Here is a 19453-nt window from a genome sequence, read left to right on the forward strand (position 1 = left end):
ATCATCGAGGACTATGATCGATCCGTCTGAGCATCCGTTTTGCATCGATACAGATGGAGTAGAGGATTGAAAATGAATGATATTGAGAGATATCCGATGCCGTAAATGTAAATCGTAAGCTTATCTTAACTCAGGTTAAATTACATTATTATTTTCTATTATTTGTAAGGCGATCATATCCTTATTCAAAGAAAAAATAGTATTTTTGTGCTCTAAACAAACAAAATTCACTATTTTACGATAAATAGTTGATAAATATGAAAATACAGATAATAAACGGTCCAAATCTGAATTTGTTGGGAAAAAGAGAGCCGGATATATATGGAAGCATTTCGTTCGAAGAGTATTTCGCTCATTTGCAACAAACATTCAAGGGCTGTGAATTGTTTTATTTTCAAACCAATCACGAAGGAGATATTATAGATAAAATACACGAGGTGGGCTTTTCGTATGATGGGATTGTCCTCAATGCAGGTGCTTATACACATACATCTGTTGCTATTCACGATGCAATCAAGGCGGTTACAGTTCCGGTGCTCGAGGTTCATATCTCTAATATTCATACCCGCGAAGAGTTTCGCCACAAGTCTATGATTGCTCCTGCCTGTAAAGGTAGTTTAGTGGGGTTGGGATTAGCGTCCTACGATCTGGCGATTGAGTATTTTGTCAAGATGAAGAAAGCTTGATATAAACAGAATTTTAAGAGAACTATATATTAAATTAAATCCATTTATGATTCAGAAGAAAACGAAAATTGTAGCTACAATTTCAGATTTGCGTTGTGATGTTGATTTCCTGAGATCTTTGTATGAAGAAGGAATTAATGTTGTGAGAATGAATTCAGCCCACATGACCGAAGAGGGCTTTGTGAAAGTGATGACAAACGTACGTGCCGTATCACCAAGAATAGGTATTATGATGGATACCAAAGGTCCGGAAATACGTACAACTGCAACAGCCTCAGGAGAGAAGATTGCTGTAAAGACAGGAGATAAGGTGAAAGTGATAGGTGATATCAATTTCTTATCTACTCCTGAGCAGATTTCTACTTCTTATCCTAGTATTGTAGCCGATGTGCCAGTTGGAGGTACTCTTCTGATCGATGATGGAGAAACAGCATTGAAAGTTGTAGATAAAACTTCAGAATATCTTCTTTGCGAAGTTCAGAACGATGGAACAATCGGTAGCCGTAAGAGTGTGAATATACCGGGAGTAAGTGTAAACCTTCCATCAATTACTGCTAAAGATAAGAGAAGTATCGAAATAGCAATCGCAAATAAAGCCGATTTTATCGCTCACTCTTTCGTTCGTCACAAACAAGACGTGTTAGACGTTCAAAAGATTCTTGACGAGCATAACAGCCCTATCAAAATTATCGCTAAAATTGAAAATCAGGAAGGTGTTGATAATATCGACGAAATATTTGAAACAGCTTATGGTGTAATGGTAGCCCGTGGAGACCTCGGTATCGAAGTGCCACAGGAAAAGATTCCGGCTATCCAGCGGTTGCTTATCCGTAAAGCTATTGAATATAAGAAACCGGTTATCGTGGCAACTCAGATGTTGCATACAATGATCGAAAATCCACGTCCTACCCGTGCTGAAGTAACTGATATTGCAAACGCAGTATATTACGGAACTGACGCTGTGATGTTGAGTGGAGAAACAGCTTATGGTAAATATCCGGTTGAAGCCGTTCGTGCTATGGCTCAGATCTGTGCCACTACAGAACAATCTAAACTGGATGAAAAGGCGATTCCTGTACCATTCAAGGATTCGGAATACGATACAACTTCGTTCCTTTCCAAGCAAGCTGTAAAAGCAGCTACCCAATTGGGACTTACAGCTATTATTACAGATAGTTTCACAGGTCGTACAGCTCGCACAATTGCTGCATTCCGCAGTAAATGCCCGGTATACGCTGTTTGCTGTAGTGAAGAAGTGGTGCGTCAGCTTTCTGTTTGCTATGGAGTAGAAGCTACTTATCAGGAGTCTACAGGGTTTACAACACATAAGCATAAAGCTTATTTCCTGAAATCATTGCAGACATTGCTTGAGCGTGGATTGATCAAGAAAGAAGATCAGGTTGCTTACCTTAGCGGAACCTTCGGTGAAGGTAAGGGAACATCGTTTCTGGAGATCAATGGTGTAGGCCGTGTAGTTGATGCTGCTGAATCATTTGAGGTTCCGGTAGACTAATGAAATAATAATTCAATATACCACAAGTATAAAAGGGAGATAACGATTTTTTGTTATCTCTTTTTTTATGCCTAATTACAAATTAACAAATTTTCATAATTTGTATTTTGTGGCTAACTCTTTTTGATATACTTTTACAAATAATAAGAATGGAGACGCAATAGACACTTGACAGACTGCCTTTTATAATGGACAAAATATGTTTCGATAGAACGATATTTTCTTCTATGTTTTCGCCTGAAAATTTGGAAGTTATCTCTATTTTGTTAGAGAGAGAGAGAGAGAGAGAGAGAGAGAGAGAGAGAGAATAATCCTTTATTCTAAATTTAACTTATTACCATCCTATTTATCTGCTTCAGGGAATTTTTTTCCTTTTGAGGTTACATGTGTTTATATTCACGCGTGGTTTAATGAATACACGTATGCGTATATTCTAAATATTTTTTTTAGAAAAAACAAATTATCCGATTTTTTCGAAATCTGTTTTCGAAAACAGATTTTCTATTTATTCCCATTAACAGGGAATCACTCAATTTATCTTTTCAATATTGGAGAGAGCAAGGCTGCTAAAAGGAACGTAATTGCATTTTGCGGACCTTTTCCTTCTATTCATTCTACAAATTGTTTGTCTTTAAATTTGTCTTTGAATATTAATATTTATCTGTTTGTGAAAACGGATTTGTTAAGTTTAGCTTGTAAAATGAAGAGTTTATGCCGCCTTGTTTCCCTCCGATATCAAAATACAATCATAGCACAAATTGATAATTATAAACTAAAAAATGCGACTTATGGATCTTAACAAACTAACAACAACTTGCTTTGTATTCCTGATACTTTTCTTGTCATTATCGACATTACAGGCGCAGGTTACAATCGGAACAAATAAACCACCTGAAAAATTTTCAGTATTAGAGGTTTCAACAATGTCTACAAAAGGCGGATTGAGGCTGCCCATATTGACTACTCAGGAAAAAACAGATTTGGCTATAAACAGCCTTACCAATCCGGATGAGGTGTCTAATGCTTTTGGTTTGACCATCTTTAACAAAGATACAGGATGTATTGAATATTGGAATTCCCAGAAATGGATCAGTCTCTGTGATGGCGGATCGGAAGGCACAGTTGATTTTTCTAATTGTAATGCTATAACTGTGGAAGGGGTGTATGATACTGATCTGGCTCCTAAAGAACAAAGTTTAAGGATTGTGGTTCCGGTGACAATAACTTCTCTTGGAACTTATAGCTATACTGCTACAGTAAATAATGTTACCTTTCAGGCGAAAGGAACATTTGTTAATTTCGGACCTCAGGATGTTTATTTATATCCCGTAAGCACCAGCGGAACAGTACAGGCTGGGGTTACATTACCTGCGACAATTGAAATAGGACCTCTCACAGAAGGAGGTTCTATTGTGTGTACTAATATCCTTGTTAAATTTGTCAGTAGAAAGACCTCGATACTTACAATACTCAATTTAACGGGAGGAGAAGATGACTGGGATATTACAGCTAGTAATGGAGGCGATTATTCGGCAAATTCTCCGGTTGGTTGGGCGGCCCGTTGGGTCGCAGGTACTACAACATTGTCGGGCGTGACTAAAACCGCTTTGGAGTATGCGGGTACTGCGGGGATACAGATTATCAGCCTTAATCCTACTGCCGGTGGAGCAATCGCTACACTCGATGAAACATTGGCAGATGTTTCTATTGTTTGGGTAGGGGCAAATGATAATTCAAATTCCCGTTTCAACTCCGGGATAGTACAAGTGTTGACAGAATGGGCAAAATCAGGCCAGGGATATATAGTAACAGTTGCGGATAAGATAGCCGGTGGAGCAATCTCACAGAATCTTGGACTTATTATAGAGGATGGGGCTTCTGTAAACGGTTTTACGGTCGCCACCAATATGCCGGAAGTATTTCAGGTTACAGGCGTTCCTTACAGCCTGACTAATGGACTGGAAGTGCCGAGAGCCGGAGCAAATGCAGGGTATATAACATGCAAGGGAGGAATAACCTTTTTAAAGACCGGATCGGGAGTGAGCCCTGAAAGAAAACTTGGAGTGTACAATCCCGACACATATACGTTCGGCTTTGCCGATAAATTCGGTAGTGAACAAACTGCTTCCGGAGGATTTACTTCATCTTCTACCGGCAGTGCTGCTTTAGCTTATAATTTACAGCGTGTCCTTGTCGATATCTGGGCATATATGTTACAGAATGCGCCTATAAAATAATTTAAAATCGGATATATAATAAGGAGCGATGGTAGTCAATCATCGCTCCTTTTTTATAAAAAGTCTGTATCTTAGCAGGCAAATAATTATTATGTCGTTAGATAAAGACCTGAATATAGAAAACTATATTCTCTCGCATATAGATGAAGAGCCCGAACTGTTGAGGCAACTGAACAGGGATGCGCATGTAAACCTCCTGAAGCCCCGTATGCTGTCGGGACATATGCAGGGGCGTATGCTGAAAATGTTCTGTCGCATGCTGCAACCAAAATATATACTGGAAATCGGTACTTATACGGCTTACGCCACCCTTTGTTTGGCCGAAGGTGTGGCTGAAGATGCGGAAATACATACAATAGAGGTGAATGACGAGCTGGAAGATTTTATCATGAAGCACCTCTATAAATCGAAGTTGAAAGACCGGATACATTTATATATAGGTGATGCTATGCAGATTATTCCATCGATAGACCGAACGTTCGATCTGGTGTTTATAGATGCCAACAAGCGTCATTATGTGGAGTATTACGATCTTATATTTGATAAAGTACGTCCGGGGGGATTGATCGTAGTGGATAACACGTTGTGGGATGGGCATGTGCTGGAAACTCCTAAGCCATCGGATAAACAAACCATCGGTATTCAAAAATTCAATGATATGATAGCGAAAGATGACAGGGTTGAAAAAGTTATTTTACCTGTCCGTGATGGGTTAACCCTGATTTGGAAGAAGTAAAAGAAACAGATTGCAATAATAATTGTACTTTTGTAGTCTTTACTGGTTAAATGAATCAGGATTAGAAAACTTTATCTATGATTTTTTAATGTGCCGATTAGCAGATGTGCCAGTTTGCCAATGAAATAAAGACAATCTTTGATAAATAGAAAAATCTGTAAGGTTTGTCAGTTTTTATTTAGTGTACTAGAAAAAAAGTATACTAGTTTACTAGAAGTAATATTAATAAATAGAACTAGCAGGCCAGAAACAGCGTTCAGCGGAACAGAGTGTAGCTAAAACTTGGAACTAATAAACTAAAAAAGTGTCAGCTTTGTCAGGTTTTTGTTAACTGATAACTATTGACCGATAACTGACAAAAGTGTAACTTTTGTAACTTTTTACAGCTAATAAATATAATAAATAATGGATACAACCAGACAACAAAAAATAAACCGCCTGCTGCAAAAGGAACTGAGCGAGATATTCCGTAAACAAACACAAATGATGCGTGGGGTGCTCGTTTCTGTTAGCGTCGTGCGGGTAAGTCCCGATCTGGGGAATGCAAAAGTCTATTTAAGCATTTTCCCGTCGGAACAGGCGAAAGAGATACTCAAGAATATAAAAACGAATGTAAAGACTTTGCGTTTCGACCTGGGACAAAAAGTTGGGAAACAACTTCGGATAATTCCCGATCTGTCTTTTTATCTGGATGATTCACTCGATTATCTGGAGAATATAGACAGGCTTCTGGATTCAGATAACAATAAAGACGAATAAACTTGAATCTTCCGCTACATATAGCCCGCCGGTATCTGTTTGCCAAGAAGTCGCATAATGCTGTTAATGTTATTTCATTAATATCGGTATGCGGTATTACAGTGGCAACGCTGGCACTGGTATGCGCTTTATCTATATTTAACGGTTTTACGGGAGTAGCTGCCAGTACATTCAGCGATTTCGATCCGGAGTTGCAGATTGTGCCGGTTAAAGGCAAGGTGTTTGATCCTAATACAGCGGAAATACAACAGATAAAAACACTGGCTGAGATAGATTTTATATCTGAATCATTAGAGGAGAATGCCCTTATCATGTATGGGGAACGGCAAGAGCCTATTGTCCTGAAAGGTGTGTCTCCGAAGTTTCGTAATCTGGCAAATGTAGACCATCTTATAGTTGACGGAAATTTCGTCCTTCGCGAGGGAGATATCGATAATGCTGTTATAGGAGTTGGCCTGGCTATGTTTATAGGAGTAAGAGCTAATTTTGTCGATCCTGTACAAATATATATGCCTAAGAGGAATGTGAGGGTAAATCCGGCAAATCCGGCTGCTGCATTCGACCGTTCCGATGTCTTTATAAGCGGGGTTTTTGCGCTGAACCAGGCAAAGTACGATGATCAGATGCTGATAGTGGATATTAGCCTTGCACGAGAATTGCTTCGCTACGAAACCGAAGTTTCATCGTTAGACATCAAAGTGAAGGACAATGCTAATATTTCTGTTGTGCAAGAAAAGATAAAGTCTTTGCTGGGGGATAACCTGTCGGTGAAAAACCGTTTTCAACAGCAAGAAGACCTTTACCGGATGGTGAATATAGAGAAATGGGTTACATTTCTTATACTGGCTATTATCCTTCTGATTGCTGTCTTCAATATTGTAGGCTCCCTTACTATCCTGATAATAGAAAAGAGTGAAGATATAAATATACTGAAAAGCATGGGCGCAAGTAATAAGTTCATTACACGAATATTCTTAGCCGAAGGGTGGATGATAACACTCGTTGGGGCAGTTTCAGGGATTATATTGGGGGTTATCCTGTGTTTTCTTCAGCAGGAATACGGCTTGTTGGCTCTCGGGTCCGGTACCGGACAGTTTGTTGTAGACTCTTATCCTGTCGAAGTGCAGTTCCCCGATATTGTAGTAATATTTGTAACGGTGAATATTATCGGTTTCCTTGCTGTATTATATCCGGTAAATAATTTACGGAAACGTTTATAGTATCAACTGCCAGAATTCGACATCGATAAGTTTATCGAACTTTACACCCGATTCACGGAAGTTCCCTACCAATCTGAATTCGAATTTTTGATGTAGCTTTTGACTTGCTTCGTTTGGTAATGAGACGACGCCTATCAGTGAATGGATATTGATTTTTCTGGCTCGTTCGATCAATTCTTTGTAGAGGACAGAGCCTATGCCACTCCCTGTATATTGAGAGTCGAGGTAAACGCTGGTTTCGAGAGTGATGTCATAGGCAACCCGTTCGCGCCAGTTATTCAGGTATGCGTAACCGGTTATCTCCCCATCATTTTCATATACGAAAAAAGGAAAGCCTTTGGCCTGTATTTTCTTTATACGGTTTTGTATTTCTTCCGGGCTGACAACATCGTATTCAAAGGTGATAATTGTTTCCCGGATATAATAGTTGTATATATCTGCTATCCGCGAAGCGTCGGCGATTGTGATATCCCTTATCATAAACTTTCTCCGCCGGTGTGAGGAGGTATTTCCTGTTCCTGGTATTGAAGTACAGGTTCAGTAGCGACAATGCTGTCTACAACGAATTTTGTATAGCCACGCCAGGGCAATTTGCCATAATACTCTTTGTAATGCAGTTTTACATTCTGTCCGCTTAGCGACATTAGTTTTATAGCCAGTTCTTTGTCTTCTACCGAGAATTGGAATTCGTTTGATTGCAATCCCTGTTGTCCCGGACGGAATCCTGACTGAATTAGTTCTCCCTCGTAGGTTTTGAATATAATTCCCTTGTGTTTCACATTATTCAGTATGCCGGCTTTTACACCCGAATCGCTGTAAGGGACATAATACCAGATATAGCCGAAAATCAAAAGTCCAACGAGTATGACAGCTATGGTTATTGCAGCAAATTTCTTCATCTTTATCTATATTATGATTTGTTAAAACAACAATTCACATATGTTTGTTCAGAAAACAAAGATATTCATATTTTTATGACTATTTTTGTTTGGCTATTTAAAAAAGAGTGAGAATATGATCATAAAAGACGCTAAGTTTGTAATAAGTAATACCGATTACAGAAAATGCCCTCAGGACGGAAAACCTGAATATGCATTTATCGGGAGGTCGAATGTAGGCAAATCTTCATTGATCAATATGCTGACAAACAGGAAAGGGCTTGCGATGACTTCTTCCAAGCCGGGCAAAACACAACTTATCAATCATTTTATTATCAATGACGAATGGTATCTGGTCGATTTGCCCGGATACGGTTATGCCCAAAGGGGAAAAGAAGGCAGAGAGCAAATCCGGAAAATAATAGATAGTTATATCCTTAACCGGATAGAGATGACTAATCTGTTTCTCTTACTGGATTGTCGTCACGAACCTCAAAAAATAGATTTGGAGTTTCTGGATTGGCTTGGAGAAAAAGAGGTGCCTTTCGCAATAGTTTTCACTAAAATAGATAAAATGAGCAAGGCACGGTTGAAGGAGAATCTTCAGAGTTATACAGATAAGCTGAAGGAAACATGGGAGGAACTACCACCTGTATTCTATACATCATCTGAGCATAAGATAGGGAGAGAGGAAATTTTGGATTACATAGATCAGATTAACAAAGACCTGAAATAAAAATGAGAGAAAAAGATACACATGCCGGATATATGAAGAAAGCGATCAGTCTGGCTAAAAAAAGTGTGGAAAAAGGCGGTGGGCCTTTTGGTGCTGTGATTGTAAAAGAAGGAGTCGTTATTGCTCAGGGCGCTAATTGTGTGACCCTGAATAATGATCCTACAGCACATGCTGAAGTGTCGGTTATTCGCAAAGCCTGTAAGAAATTAGGTACATTCGATCTTTCGGGATGTGTGTTGTATACATCATGCGAGCCCTGCCCGATGTGCCTCTCGGCCAGTTACTGGGCGCATATCGATAAGATATATTATGGATGTACAAAGGAAGATGCTAAGAATATAGGTTTCGATGATTCCTTTATTTATGACCAGATAAACCTGAAGCCCGAAAAACGTTCGATACCTGCTGTAAATATCCTGCACGATCAGGCGATAGAAGCATTTCGCATGTGGGACAATAAAGACGATAAAGTAGAATATTAAATTATACCTTAAATTATGCTATTAGTACCTTTTATAGATGTTTCAGATGTAGATAATCCTGATCTCATTAAAGAAAAACTTAATGGAATACCATTAAATAACATCTCCTGTGTAGACTGGCCCGATCAATATCCATCCAAGCCTGATGTGTCATTTAAAATAGCACACAATGGAGATTTTCTGTTTCTCCGTTTTTTTGTGGAAGAAAATGAGATATTGGCGAATGTAACAGAGGATAATGGTTCTGTATGGAATGATTCGTGTGTTGAATTTTTCCTCTCGATAGGAGACGATCCTTATTATTATAATGCAGAATTTTCCTGTATAGGAACAGCACTTCTTGGTTATAGGAAAGGGCGTGAAGGAGCTGTCCATGCAAGTAAACCGGTGATGGAGCAGATACGTCGTTTCTCAAGCTTGGGGGCTGATCCGATTAAAAAAGAACAAGGAGAATTTAAATGGGATTTACTAGTAGCTATTCCGGTTGCAGCTTATTGGAATTCCGGTTTGCAAACATTTAAAGGACTAAGAGCGAAAGCTAATTTTTATAAATGCGGAGATGAATTGACTGTTCCTCACTATTTATCATGGAACCCTGTTTTGACTGAAAATCCGGATTTTCATGTCCCTCGTTTTTTTGGAGAAGTGGAGTTTGAATGATAGACAAAAACAGGAAAGATAATTGTCAATAACAGAGCGAAATAACTTCTGGTATTTTTGTGTTAAAAAAAGTTTTACAGGCCGATTTTTTTTCTATCTTTGCGCACGGAAAAGACAGGCTTTTCAGAGCCAACTTCTAAACGCGGATATATAATACTATTTATGAAAAATAATCTATTCGATAGGTTCAAGCCTAAAGAAAATAAATTCTTCCCTCTGATGACGGGAATGGCTGAAGTTATACTCAAAGCATCGGATCTTATAATTGAATGCGTACAGGTTACAAACCATAACGATGCAGTCGAATATTACAAAAAGATAAAAGAACAGGAACGAAAGGCTGATGATATACAAAATCAGATTTTTGAAGAACTGAACGAAACATTTATCACTCCGTTCGACCGGGAAGATATCAATCATCTGACAGCAACGATGGATGATGTGACAGACCTGATCAACAGTTGCGCTAAGCGTATAATGCTTTACAGCCCGAAAGTCATGCCTGAGGCAGCCACACGTTTGGCTATGTTTGTAAGGGAATCTGCCGGTTACCTGGTACAGGCTATAGACGAACTTGATGTTTTAAAGAAAAATACTGATAAGATCAAGGAGTATTGTGTTCAGCTAGGTGTGATAGAAAAAAAGGCTGACGATGTTTATGAGCATTTCCTTATTGACCTGTTTGAAAATGAAACGGATGCAATCGAGGTTATAAAGCTGAAAGACATCCTTCATGAACTGGAGCGTGCTACTGATGCCGCCGAAGCTGTCGGAAAGATTATTAAGACAATGATTGTTAAGTATTCATAAGCAGATTCACATGACTCTATTAATAATAATCATTGTTTTAGCCATTATTTTCGATTTCATAAATGGATTTCACGATGCGGCTAACTCAATAGCCACTGTCGTATCCACAAAAGTCCTTACCCCAACACAAGCTGTTATCTGGGCAGCATTCTTTAACTTTGTAGCATATTTTATCGCTAAATTTATCATCGGAGGATTCGGTATTGCCGATACTGTATCTAAGACCGTTGATATGGATTTTGTTCTCCAGAATTTTGGAAATCCTTCGTTGGTTATTATTGCCGGACTGATAGCAGCCATTTCCTGGAATCTTATTACGTGGTGGTTGGGTATTCCGTCGTCATCTTCGCATACACTGATAGGTGGATTTGCCGGTGCTGGTATTGCCGCGTCAGGTTTTCAGGCAGTGCATGCCGGAGTAATAGGAATTATTGCGCTGTTTATTGTTGTAGCTCCGTTGATTGGTATGGTGAGTGGTAATATGATAACTCTCCTGACGCTCCATTTTGTGAAAAAAGTGAAACCTGGAAAAGCCGATCGTTGGTTTAAGAACCTTCAACTTGTTTCTTCAGCTGCACTTAGTATAGGGCATGGACTGAATGACTCACAAAAGGTGATGGGGATTATAGCTGCGGCTCTTATTGCGTATACTACAACAAATCCGGATGTACATCCGTGGCTATATATGAATTCTATGAATGATATGCACGACTGGGTGCCTTTGGCCTGTTTTACGGCAATAGCTTTCGGTACGGTTTGCGGAGGATGGAAGATAATGAAAACAATGGGTAACCGTATAACCAAGATTACTCCTATCGAGGGATTTTGTGCTCAAACTGCGGGTTCATTAACTTTGTTCATCACAGAGATCTTGCATGTGCCGGTAAGTACTACCCATGTAATATCGGGAAGTATTATCGGAGTAGGTTCGGTAAAAAGGTTGTCGGCTGTTCGCTGGGGGGTAACCAAAGATTTGTTGGTTGCATGGATATTGACTATTCCGGTGAGTGCGTTGATGGCTATGGTTTTCTATTATCTTATAAACCTTTTATTTTGAATATAATTGATTTGAATATATTAGACGGATAATCTTTGATTATCCGTTTTGTTTTTATTGAAATTAATTGCATTATATACTGAAAAACAATATCTTTGCACCGCTTTTCTAAGCAAATATGTTTAACAATTTAACTATACTGATCAGGACTGGTGCCAGATCGATTTTAAATGATTGATAATTTAAAGAATGTACAACCGGTTGCAGATTTCGACTGGGATTCGTACGCAGAAGGAGAATCTTACTCCAGTAAAAGCAAAGAAGAACTTGTAGAAACCTATGACCAGTCGTTGAACAAAGTAAACGACAAAGAAGTGGTAATGGGTAAAGTAACCGCAATGAACAAACGTGAGGTTGTCGTTAATATTGGTTACAAATCGGATGGCGTTGTTTCGATGAATGAATTCCGATACAATCCGGATCTGAAAGTTGGTGACGAAGTAGAAGTATACATCGAAAGCCAGGAAGACAAAAAAGGCCAGCTTATCCTTTCTCACAAAAAAGCACGTGCTACACGTTCTTGGGATCGTGTTAACGAAGCTCTTGAAAAAGATGAAATTATCAAGGGTTACATCAAATGCCGTACTAAGGGTGGTATGATCGTTGATGTATTCGGTATCGAAGCATTTTTACCAGGATCACAGATCGACGTGAAGCCTATCCGCGACTACGATGTGTTTGTCGGAAAAACTATGGAATTCAAGGTAGTGAAAATCAACCACGAATTCAAAAACGTTGTTGTGTCTCACAAGGCTCTTATCGAAGCTGAACTTGAACAACAGAAAAAAGATATCATCTCGAAACTTGAAAAAGGTCAGGTGCTTGAAGGTACAGTTAAGAATATCACGTCTTACGGTGTGTTCATCGACCTTGGCGGCGTAGACGGATTGATCCATATCACAGACCTTTCCTGGGGACGTGTTCAACACCCAGAAGAAGTAGTTAAATTGGATGAAAAGATCAACGTTGTTATCCTTGACTTCGACGATGACAAAAAACGTATCGCTCTTGGCTTGAAACAACTTACTCCTCATCCATGGGATGCTCTTAGCGCTGAACTTAAAGTTGGTGATAAGGTGAAAGGTAAAGTGGTTGTTATGGCTGACTATGGTGCATTCATCGAAATAGCTCCTGGTGTAGAAGGCTTGATCCACGTATCGGAAATGAGCTGGGCTCAACACCTGCGCAGCGCTCAGGACTTTATGAAAGTTGGTGATGAAGTAGAAGCGGTAGTGCTTACTCTTGATCGTGACGAACGTAAGATGTCTTTGGGTATCAAACAACTGAAACCGGATCCATGGGAAAATATCGAAGAGAAATATCCTATCGGAAGCAAACATACTGCAAAAGTACGTAACTTCACCAACTTCGGTGTATTCGCTGAAATAGAAGAAGGCGTAGACGGCTTGATCCACATTTCAGACCTTTCTTGGACTAAGAAAATCAAACATCCTAGCGAAGTTACTCAGATAGGTGCAGACATCGATGTACAGGTTCTTGAGATCGATAAAGAAAACCGTCGTCTTAGCTTAGGCCACAAGCAACTTGAAGAAAATCCTTGGGATGTATTCGAAACTATCTTTACTGTAGGTTCTGTACACGAAGGAACAGTTGTTGAAATGGTTGACAAGGGTGCTGTGATCTCTCTTCCTTATGGTGTAGAAGGATTCGCAACTCCAAAACACCTTGTGAAAGAAGATGGTTCTCAGGCTAAAGTTGATGAAAAACTTGACTTCAAAGTGATCGAGTTCAACAAAGACTCTAAACGTATCATCGTTTCTCATAGCCGTACTTTCGAAGATGAAAGACCTGAAGCTAAAGAAGCTACAGGAGAAAAGAAAGCTAAGAGGTCAGCTAAAAAAGACAATGATACTGTAGTTCAATCTTCTAACATGGAGAAAACCACTTTAGGAGATATCGAAGAACTTGCAGCCCTGAAAGAAAAGCTTTCGGGTGGAGATGCTAAATAAGCAAGAAATCTGACACTAGATATTCTAAGTGAGCCGGGAGATGTTAATCTTCCGGCTTTCTTTATAACTGATTAATCAGCAGGAATATACCAAAAGCACCTCCGGCACCCAGTAGACTTTTCCAGAACCAGTTATTTGAAGCATTCGGAGCAATTCCTTTAAATTCGTATTGCAGGTAATTCATATCATCGGCATAAAGATCGAGCCAGAATTCGCGATCGGTAGAATCCGGAAAATAGAACAGCTCCTGAATATAACCGCTCAATCTGCGGTTACGGTATTTCTTTTTATCGACCAAACCTCTACAGTCTACATCACAATAGTAAGTAATCTCCTCCTCATGTCCGAATTCATCTATAGCTCTGAATTTATAGTAGGTATAGCATTCTTTCATAAAGTATTTATCAGCAGCTTTTACAAATTGGAATCTTCCGTTTTTTCTCAAAGTCTTTACTTTCTTACCCATATAAGGCTTATAGGGACGAATTTCCAGCAAAGAATCGACCGATTCTATTTCCATGGATGCTATTGTCATATCTTCTTTGTTGATAATAACTTCGCCTCTGGCCCAGCCGTCTTTTCCCTCTAAAGGCTCGATCTGAAGGATAATGTAGGAACTGTCGGAAGAATAAGCCCGTGTTGTTTCATTATTTATACTTTTACCGAATGTAAAGAGATGTGAGGCATGGTATTCAGCACCATATAATTCAGAAGTGGGGGTTACAGATCTTTGTACACGCTTTATGTCCATTATGTTGAATACGTAAGGAACTCTCTCTTTCTTTAATTCTTTTTTCAGGTCTTTCTCGCTGAGGGTGGTTGCATATTTCAGATAGATCTCATTCTGAAGTGTATCTGTCGATTTGGTCTGAAGAAAGTGTAACAGATAGCTGATAGATGCATCTGTCAACAGCTTCTTCTTCGTATTGATCATCACTTCCTCCAGTAGCATATCTGCGTCTCCCGGGCTGATAATAACCGGATTGAGCGATACCGGGTTTAATTCCATAACTACAACTGGGTTTTGCTCCAGAGAAGCCTTTAATATTGTTCTGGCTTTGTACCCGAAGCACTGGAAATGTATGGCTTCTTCTCCTGTCACCGGTAAGGAAAAGCTCCCTTTAGCATCGGTGTATACATACTCCCGGGACGATGCCCCATATTGTACAATAACATCAGGGATGGGAGTCTGGGTGTCTTTGTCTATAACAGTACCTTTTATCGGTGATTGGGCAGCGCTGTTGATAGAATAGATAGACAATAAGATAAATAAAAGATGTTTTTTCATTAAAGTCAGATAATCTTATAATTAATGCGAATCAGTCGTTTAACTTGTTAAAAGTTGACAAAGTTGACACATATTTTAGTTTATTAGTTCCAAGTTTTAGCTACACTCTGTTCCGCTGAACGCTGTTTCTAGCCTGCTAGTTCTATTTATTAATATTCTTTCTAGTAGACTAGTATACTTTTTTTCTAGTACGCTAACTAAATCCTTACACATTTTATTATTTTCCAATTTGTTCATTTTTCAAATTTTCATTGGTACATCGGCATATTATATAATCGCCACATTGATATATCATAGATAAACTTTCCAAGAAAAAATGCACATTTACATAGACTTCGTTTGTTTCAACTGTTGATGTTATAATTAAAAAACGCATAAAAACAGGCTTTATTTTAACTTCACTATTTCTTTCATATTTAAAACTAATAAATATATCCTCTTTTTTATACCTTTGCCCCGAATAAATAATATCTGAATATATGGATCTTAGTATTGAAAAAATTATTCCCATCATTATTATTGCACTCACAGCCATCACAAGTATAAAAGGTTTTAATGATATGGCTTTTTTCGATCGGTATAAGTTCAATGTCGGAGCTATACTTGGCAGCCAGAAACAGTGGGACAGGCTACTGACATCATCTACCTTGCATGGAGATTATATGCACCTTATATTTAATATGCTGACATTGTATTTTTTCTCAGATATTATTATCTATTCATTTGGTATATGGCAATATTTACTCATATACTTCCTTGCGATTATTGGCGGAGGTTTACTATCCCTGTGGGTACACCGCAGAGAATATTATTATAGTGCGATTGGTGCCTCGGGCGGTGTTGTCGGAATCCTTTTCGCTGCGATAGCTATAGACCCCACTATTGGTATTTATTTCTTTTTTATACCTATACCTATTCCCGGCTGGATATTCGCTTTGGTTTATCTTGGATATTCAATTTATGGTATGCACAACCAGTTGGGTAATATAGGGCACGATGCTCACTTGGGAGGAGCTGCTGTCGGGCTTATACTGGCAATTCTGATCGAGCCTGTACTTATACAGATCAATACGCTTTATATAGCTATAATGATCATTCCCCTTGTTGTATTGGCGTATCTTGTTTTGAAAAAGAAATAATCGTACATTTGTCACAACTTAACACAATTTCAAAAAATTAATTAAACCAATTTCACAAAAACAAGTCAAACTTTTGAACTTCGTAATAGATTCTTTGTTTATTAATTATAAATATATAGATAATTAAAGCAAAATATAATGAGCAACGAAAAAGACCTTATACAACACGATGATGACGATGCTGTAAAATTTATCCAGAACTATCTACCCCAGGAACTGAAAGGAAAATTCTCCAACGATGAAATTTTATACGTCTTAGATGTAATCTATGATTTTTATGAAGATAAAGGGTTGATGGACGAAAATGTCGATGAGGCTACAATCGTTGATATCGATGAAGATGAAATGGTTACTTTCGTTCTGAAATCCGTTAAAAAAGACAAAATATATAACTTTTCGGCCGATGAGGTTACCTTTATTATACAAGGTGAACTGGCGTATGAGGACTCCCTCGGAATGTTTGAATAATAATTTACTATACAATAATTTAATTTTTTTTGATTATGAAAAATTTTTCATTTATCGCAGCAATTATACTAAGCTGCTCTATTTTATTTACTAGCTGTGGAGCTAGCGATACAGTTAAAGGTGGTGCTGTCGGTGGTGGTGCCGGAGCTGCTCTTGGTGCCGGTATTGGTGCCATTATCGGCGGAGGTAAAGGCGCTGCATGGGGTGCCGGTATAGGTGCTGTTGTAGGAGGTAGTGCCGGAGCTATCATCGGTAACAAGATGGACAAACAAAAGAAAGAATTGGAACAGATCAATGGAGCTCAGGTTGAATCTATCAACGACGGACAAGCCATTAAAGTTACTTTCGAATCAGGCATCTTGTTTGCTACTAACTCAAGCACATTGAATACTGCATCTCAAAGTTCGTTGAACAGTTTCGCTAATTCACTGAAGAGTAATCCTGATACTGATGTTCAGATCTATGGACATACAGATAATACAGGTAATGATGCTATTAATAATCCATTGTCTGAAAAACGTGCTCAGGCAGTTTATAACTTCCTTGCAGGAAAGGGTGTTTCAGGAACCCGTATGATTACTCAGGGATTTGGTTCTTCTCAGCCGATTGCTGATAACGGCACTGCTGCCGGAAGGACTCAAAACCGCCGTGTGGAAATCTATATCCTTCCAAATGAGAAGATGATACAGGATGCACAACAAGGGAAATAATTAAGTTTACTTTATTTTATATTGCAAGAGTTGCCAATTGGCAACTCTTGTTGTTTAGTAACAGTTATCATTGATAACTGTTACTAAAGAAAAATACCGGTTCTTATATTTACATTTGGGGATTTTCTTCAGGGATGTATTCTGATTCCTTGTAATAATACACGTTTGTTTCAAAGTTATCATAAACGAGTTCAAGATGCCCATGAGCCTCTAATTCTTCTAACAGAGGCATTATCCTTTCTTTTTTATAATTAGAATGAGATGTCAGGATATATATAGGGGAGTTTTCCTTTATCGTCTTTATGTCTTGTCTATTACAGCTATCCATAAAGAATCCTTCACCAAGTATTACATTATTCTCGAATCCGGCAAACGAGGTTTCATTGTAGCTGTTTTTATAGGAAAACCCAGGTATACTAAGATAGTAAACATACAACATTTCATTCTTATTTATATTAGCTCTAATATAATCAATAGCCTGATTTGTTTCTTCTGTGCGCCTGTACCGGTTGTTCATATTTGTATTTCTGTACCCCGGTTGTAGATAATAGCATGATGATAAATATTGTTGTGGCTATTGTATTCTGAGTTCTGTTGGTTGAATATAATTTATCCAGATAAAAGAAAAATAAGATTCCGGTTATAGGATATATGAAGAGGAATAAACGTACAGAAACCGGATACATGCCAAGCATTGAAGCAAATAATGTAATAATTATACCTCCGCATACAATGAATATGTATTTATTCTTATCACAAAATATATTTATAAATACACCAATTATAACAATACTTGTAATAAGTATTTTGTAAGAGCCCAGCTGATCAATAATTGTTGATATGAGAGTTTTTAATCTAACCACATCCTCATAGCTGGTCGGAATAAGAGGGAGTCTGTAATCTTCCCAAAATATGGACATTTCCCCTTGATCTATAACAGGTGCAAGCCAAAAGAAATAATAGGCGATAAAACTTAGAAGAACAGCAACACCGCAGTATATGCTAAATTTAAATCTGGAATAATCCTTTTTTATTAAACCATCAATGAACTCGTACAATAATATACTTCCAATGAAAAAACAACAGGGATTAGACAACCATATAAGAGCAGCATATAGCATAATAACAATGAATCTGTTCGTTTTCTTTTCCGTGTAAAAATAGAAAATAACGATCGTCAGCAATACAGCAACACAATCTGTCATATAAGGCTTAAATTCGTTCGAATACATGATCAATACTGCGAGATTGGATATAAATGCCACTCCCAATAGAGGGAACCTGATAGGACATATTTTTTTCAGAAAATAAAAGCAGATCCCCAACAGAATAATGTATGAAATGAAAGACCAAAGGCGAAGAGTAAATTCTGAGTTTCCCAATAAAGTTGTGATAATTTTTACTATATATAAGTAGATAACAGGTGCAGATTGGTTCCACTCAAAAATATCTGAAGTGAGGTCGGTAATCCCCCTCTGACAAAATGAGTAGGCAAGCATCGCCTCGTCCAGCCATAAACTTCGCTCTGTTAGATTAAGGCTAAAGCTGGTATATACAGAGGCAATAATAGTAATAAGGCACAGTAGATTAATAGAACATTTTGATAAGAATTCTATGTTTTTAGTTTTCGTCATGATATTCGTGTGTTATGTATTTGTATTAAATTATACAAAATGGTTATTGCAATGTTTTGGCACTAATTCCTATTCTAATGTTTACATCCGGATATAGATCGGACATAAGCATATAGTCTTCGCCAAAATGTTGCGACAGATTAATTCCCTTTCGTAAACAAGAAAACAATGATAGAGACACACTCAGAAAACAGAACAGCAAAATACCAATCCGATTCCTTTTTACCTCAAATAAGGGAAAGTACGGATGCAATAAATCGCCAACTATCTTTTTACGGATAAAAGACAGTTGTAATTTGTTTTTGTAAAAATTGCGATGTAAATTCGCGCTACGCGTGTGGTGGAGAATGGTCTCTCTCTAACAAAAAAAAGCTAACATCCAAATTTTCAGACGGAAAAATGAAATGTAGTATTGCTTTTCTGTGTGTTAAAATCATTGTTGTTTGTGCTCGTTCACTGTTATCTGATAC

General features: G+C 38.2%; 20 protein-coding genes. 15 read left to right on the plus strand and 5 right to left on the minus strand.

Annotated features, from left to right (window positions below):
* The first annotated feature begins 257 nt into the window (after positions 1-257).
* The 6 genes from aroQ (at position 258) to GGR21_RS18855 (ending at position 7151) form a co-directional block, all read left to right on the plus strand.
* Positions 258-686 (plus strand): type II 3-dehydroquinate dehydratase, encoded by a 429-nt coding sequence (aroQ, locus tag GGR21_RS18830; RefSeq protein ID WP_183308819.1) that lies wholly within the window; start codon positions 258-260, stop codon positions 684-686.
* 46 nt (positions 687-732) lie between these two features.
* Complete coding sequence (gene pyk, locus GGR21_RS18835; RefSeq protein WP_183308820.1) at positions 733-2199, plus strand: pyruvate kinase; 1467 nt, start codon at positions 733-735, stop codon at positions 2197-2199.
* 788 nt (positions 2200-2987) lie between these two features.
* A complete protein-coding gene (locus GGR21_RS18840; protein WP_183308821.1) occupies positions 2988-4436 on the plus strand; it encodes a hypothetical protein in 1449 nt (482 codons plus the stop codon).
* A 91-nt stretch (positions 4437-4527) separates the two neighbouring features.
* On the plus strand, positions 4528-5172 hold the full coding sequence (locus tag GGR21_RS18845) for an O-methyltransferase (RefSeq protein WP_183308822.1): 645 nt from the start codon (positions 4528-4530) through the stop codon (positions 5170-5172).
* A 405-nt stretch (positions 5173-5577) separates the two neighbouring features.
* Positions 5578-5931 carry a 30S ribosome-binding factor RbfA gene (gene rbfA, locus GGR21_RS18850; protein WP_183308823.1) on the plus strand — a complete coding sequence of 118 codons (354 nt, stop codon included), beginning with the start codon at positions 5578-5580 and terminating at the stop codon, positions 5929-5931.
* 2 nt (positions 5932-5933) lie between these two features.
* The gene (locus GGR21_RS18855; protein WP_183308824.1) at positions 5934-7151 is read left to right on the plus strand and encodes an FtsX-like permease family protein; all 1218 of its coding nucleotides are present in this window, start codon (positions 5934-5936) and stop codon (positions 7149-7151) included.
* On the opposite strand, the gene GGR21_RS18860 is transcribed toward GGR21_RS18855, so the two are convergent.
* Both GGR21_RS18860 and GGR21_RS18865 read right to left on the minus strand, forming a co-directional pair.
* The gene (locus GGR21_RS18860; RefSeq protein WP_183308825.1) at positions 7146-7631 is read right to left on the minus strand and encodes a GNAT family N-acetyltransferase; all 486 of its coding nucleotides are present in this window, start codon (positions 7629-7631) and stop codon (positions 7146-7148) included. The two genes, GGR21_RS18855 and GGR21_RS18860, sit on opposite strands and share 6 nt — an antisense overlap.
* Positions 7628-8050 (minus strand): hypothetical protein, encoded by a 423-nt coding sequence (locus tag GGR21_RS18865; protein WP_183308826.1) that lies wholly within the window; start codon positions 8048-8050, stop codon positions 7628-7630. Before GGR21_RS18865 ends, GGR21_RS18860 begins: the two co-directional genes overlap by 4 nt.
* Positions 8051-8165: 115 nt before the next feature.
* Between GGR21_RS18865 and yihA the strand changes: the two genes are divergently transcribed.
* From yihA to rpsA, 6 genes are all read left to right on the plus strand, one after another.
* On the plus strand, positions 8166-8765 hold the full coding sequence (gene yihA / locus GGR21_RS18870) for a ribosome biogenesis GTP-binding protein YihA/YsxC (protein WP_183308827.1): 600 nt from the start codon (positions 8166-8168) through the stop codon (positions 8763-8765).
* A 2-nt stretch (positions 8766-8767) separates the two neighbouring features.
* The gene (locus GGR21_RS18875; protein ID WP_394353496.1) at positions 8768-9247 is read left to right on the plus strand and encodes a nucleoside deaminase; all 480 of its coding nucleotides are present in this window, start codon (positions 8768-8770) and stop codon (positions 9245-9247) included.
* 15 nt (positions 9248-9262) lie between these two features.
* Entirely contained in the window at positions 9263-9907 is a 645-nt protein-coding gene (locus GGR21_RS18880; RefSeq protein ID WP_183308828.1) for a carbohydrate-binding family 9-like protein, read from the plus strand.
* Between the two features lie 162 nt (positions 9908-10069).
* The gene (locus GGR21_RS18885; RefSeq protein WP_183308829.1) at positions 10070-10717 is read left to right on the plus strand and encodes a DUF47 domain-containing protein; all 648 of its coding nucleotides are present in this window, start codon (positions 10070-10072) and stop codon (positions 10715-10717) included.
* A gap of 10 nt (positions 10718-10727) precedes the next feature.
* Positions 10728-11774, plus strand: a complete 1047-nt coding sequence (locus tag GGR21_RS18890) for an inorganic phosphate transporter (RefSeq protein WP_183308830.1) — start codon at positions 10728-10730, stop codon at positions 11772-11774.
* A 173-nt stretch (positions 11775-11947) separates the two neighbouring features.
* Positions 11948-13744 carry a 30S ribosomal protein S1 gene (gene rpsA / locus GGR21_RS18895; protein WP_183308856.1) on the plus strand — a complete coding sequence of 599 codons (1797 nt, stop codon included), beginning with the start codon at positions 11948-11950 and terminating at the stop codon, positions 13742-13744.
* 61 nt (positions 13745-13805) lie between these two features.
* Here rpsA and GGR21_RS18900 read toward each other — a convergent pair whose 3' ends face one another.
* Positions 13806-15032: a carboxypeptidase-like regulatory domain-containing protein gene (locus tag GGR21_RS18900; RefSeq protein WP_183308831.1), complete on the minus strand. Its 1227-nt coding sequence runs from the start codon at positions 15030-15032 to the stop codon at positions 13806-13808.
* A gap of 479 nt (positions 15033-15511) precedes the next feature.
* On the opposite strand from GGR21_RS18900, the gene GGR21_RS18905 reads away from it, so the two are divergent.
* From GGR21_RS18905 to GGR21_RS18915, 3 genes are all read left to right on the plus strand, one after another.
* Complete coding sequence (locus GGR21_RS18905; protein WP_183308832.1) at positions 15512-16171, plus strand: rhomboid family intramembrane serine protease; 660 nt, start codon at positions 15512-15514, stop codon at positions 16169-16171.
* Positions 16172-16309: 138 nt separating this feature from the next.
* Positions 16310-16639 (plus strand): hypothetical protein, encoded by a 330-nt coding sequence (locus tag GGR21_RS18910; protein ID WP_183308833.1) that lies wholly within the window; start codon positions 16310-16312, stop codon positions 16637-16639.
* Between the two features lie 35 nt (positions 16640-16674).
* Positions 16675-17349 carry an OmpA family protein gene (locus GGR21_RS18915; protein ID WP_183308834.1) on the plus strand — a complete coding sequence of 225 codons (675 nt, stop codon included), beginning with the start codon at positions 16675-16677 and terminating at the stop codon, positions 17347-17349.
* Between the two features lie 109 nt (positions 17350-17458).
* Here the strand turns inward: GGR21_RS18915 and GGR21_RS18920 are convergent, their stop codons facing one another.
* Together GGR21_RS18920 and GGR21_RS18925 are read right to left on the minus strand one after the other, a co-directional pair.
* Complete coding sequence (locus tag GGR21_RS18920) at positions 17459-17866, minus strand: hypothetical protein (RefSeq protein WP_183308835.1); 408 nt, start codon at positions 17864-17866, stop codon at positions 17459-17461.
* The gene (locus GGR21_RS18925) at positions 17820-18983 is read right to left on the minus strand and encodes a glycosyltransferase family protein (protein WP_183308836.1); all 1164 of its coding nucleotides are present in this window, start codon (positions 18981-18983) and stop codon (positions 17820-17822) included. The genes GGR21_RS18920 and GGR21_RS18925 overlap by 47 nt, the downstream gene beginning before the upstream one ends.
* Positions 18984-19453 lie beyond the last annotated feature (470 nt).

The sequence above is a fragment of the Dysgonomonas hofstadii genome, assembly GCF_014196915.1.
Taxonomy (GTDB): domain Bacteria; phylum Bacteroidota; class Bacteroidia; order Bacteroidales; family Dysgonomonadaceae; genus Dysgonomonas; species Dysgonomonas hofstadii.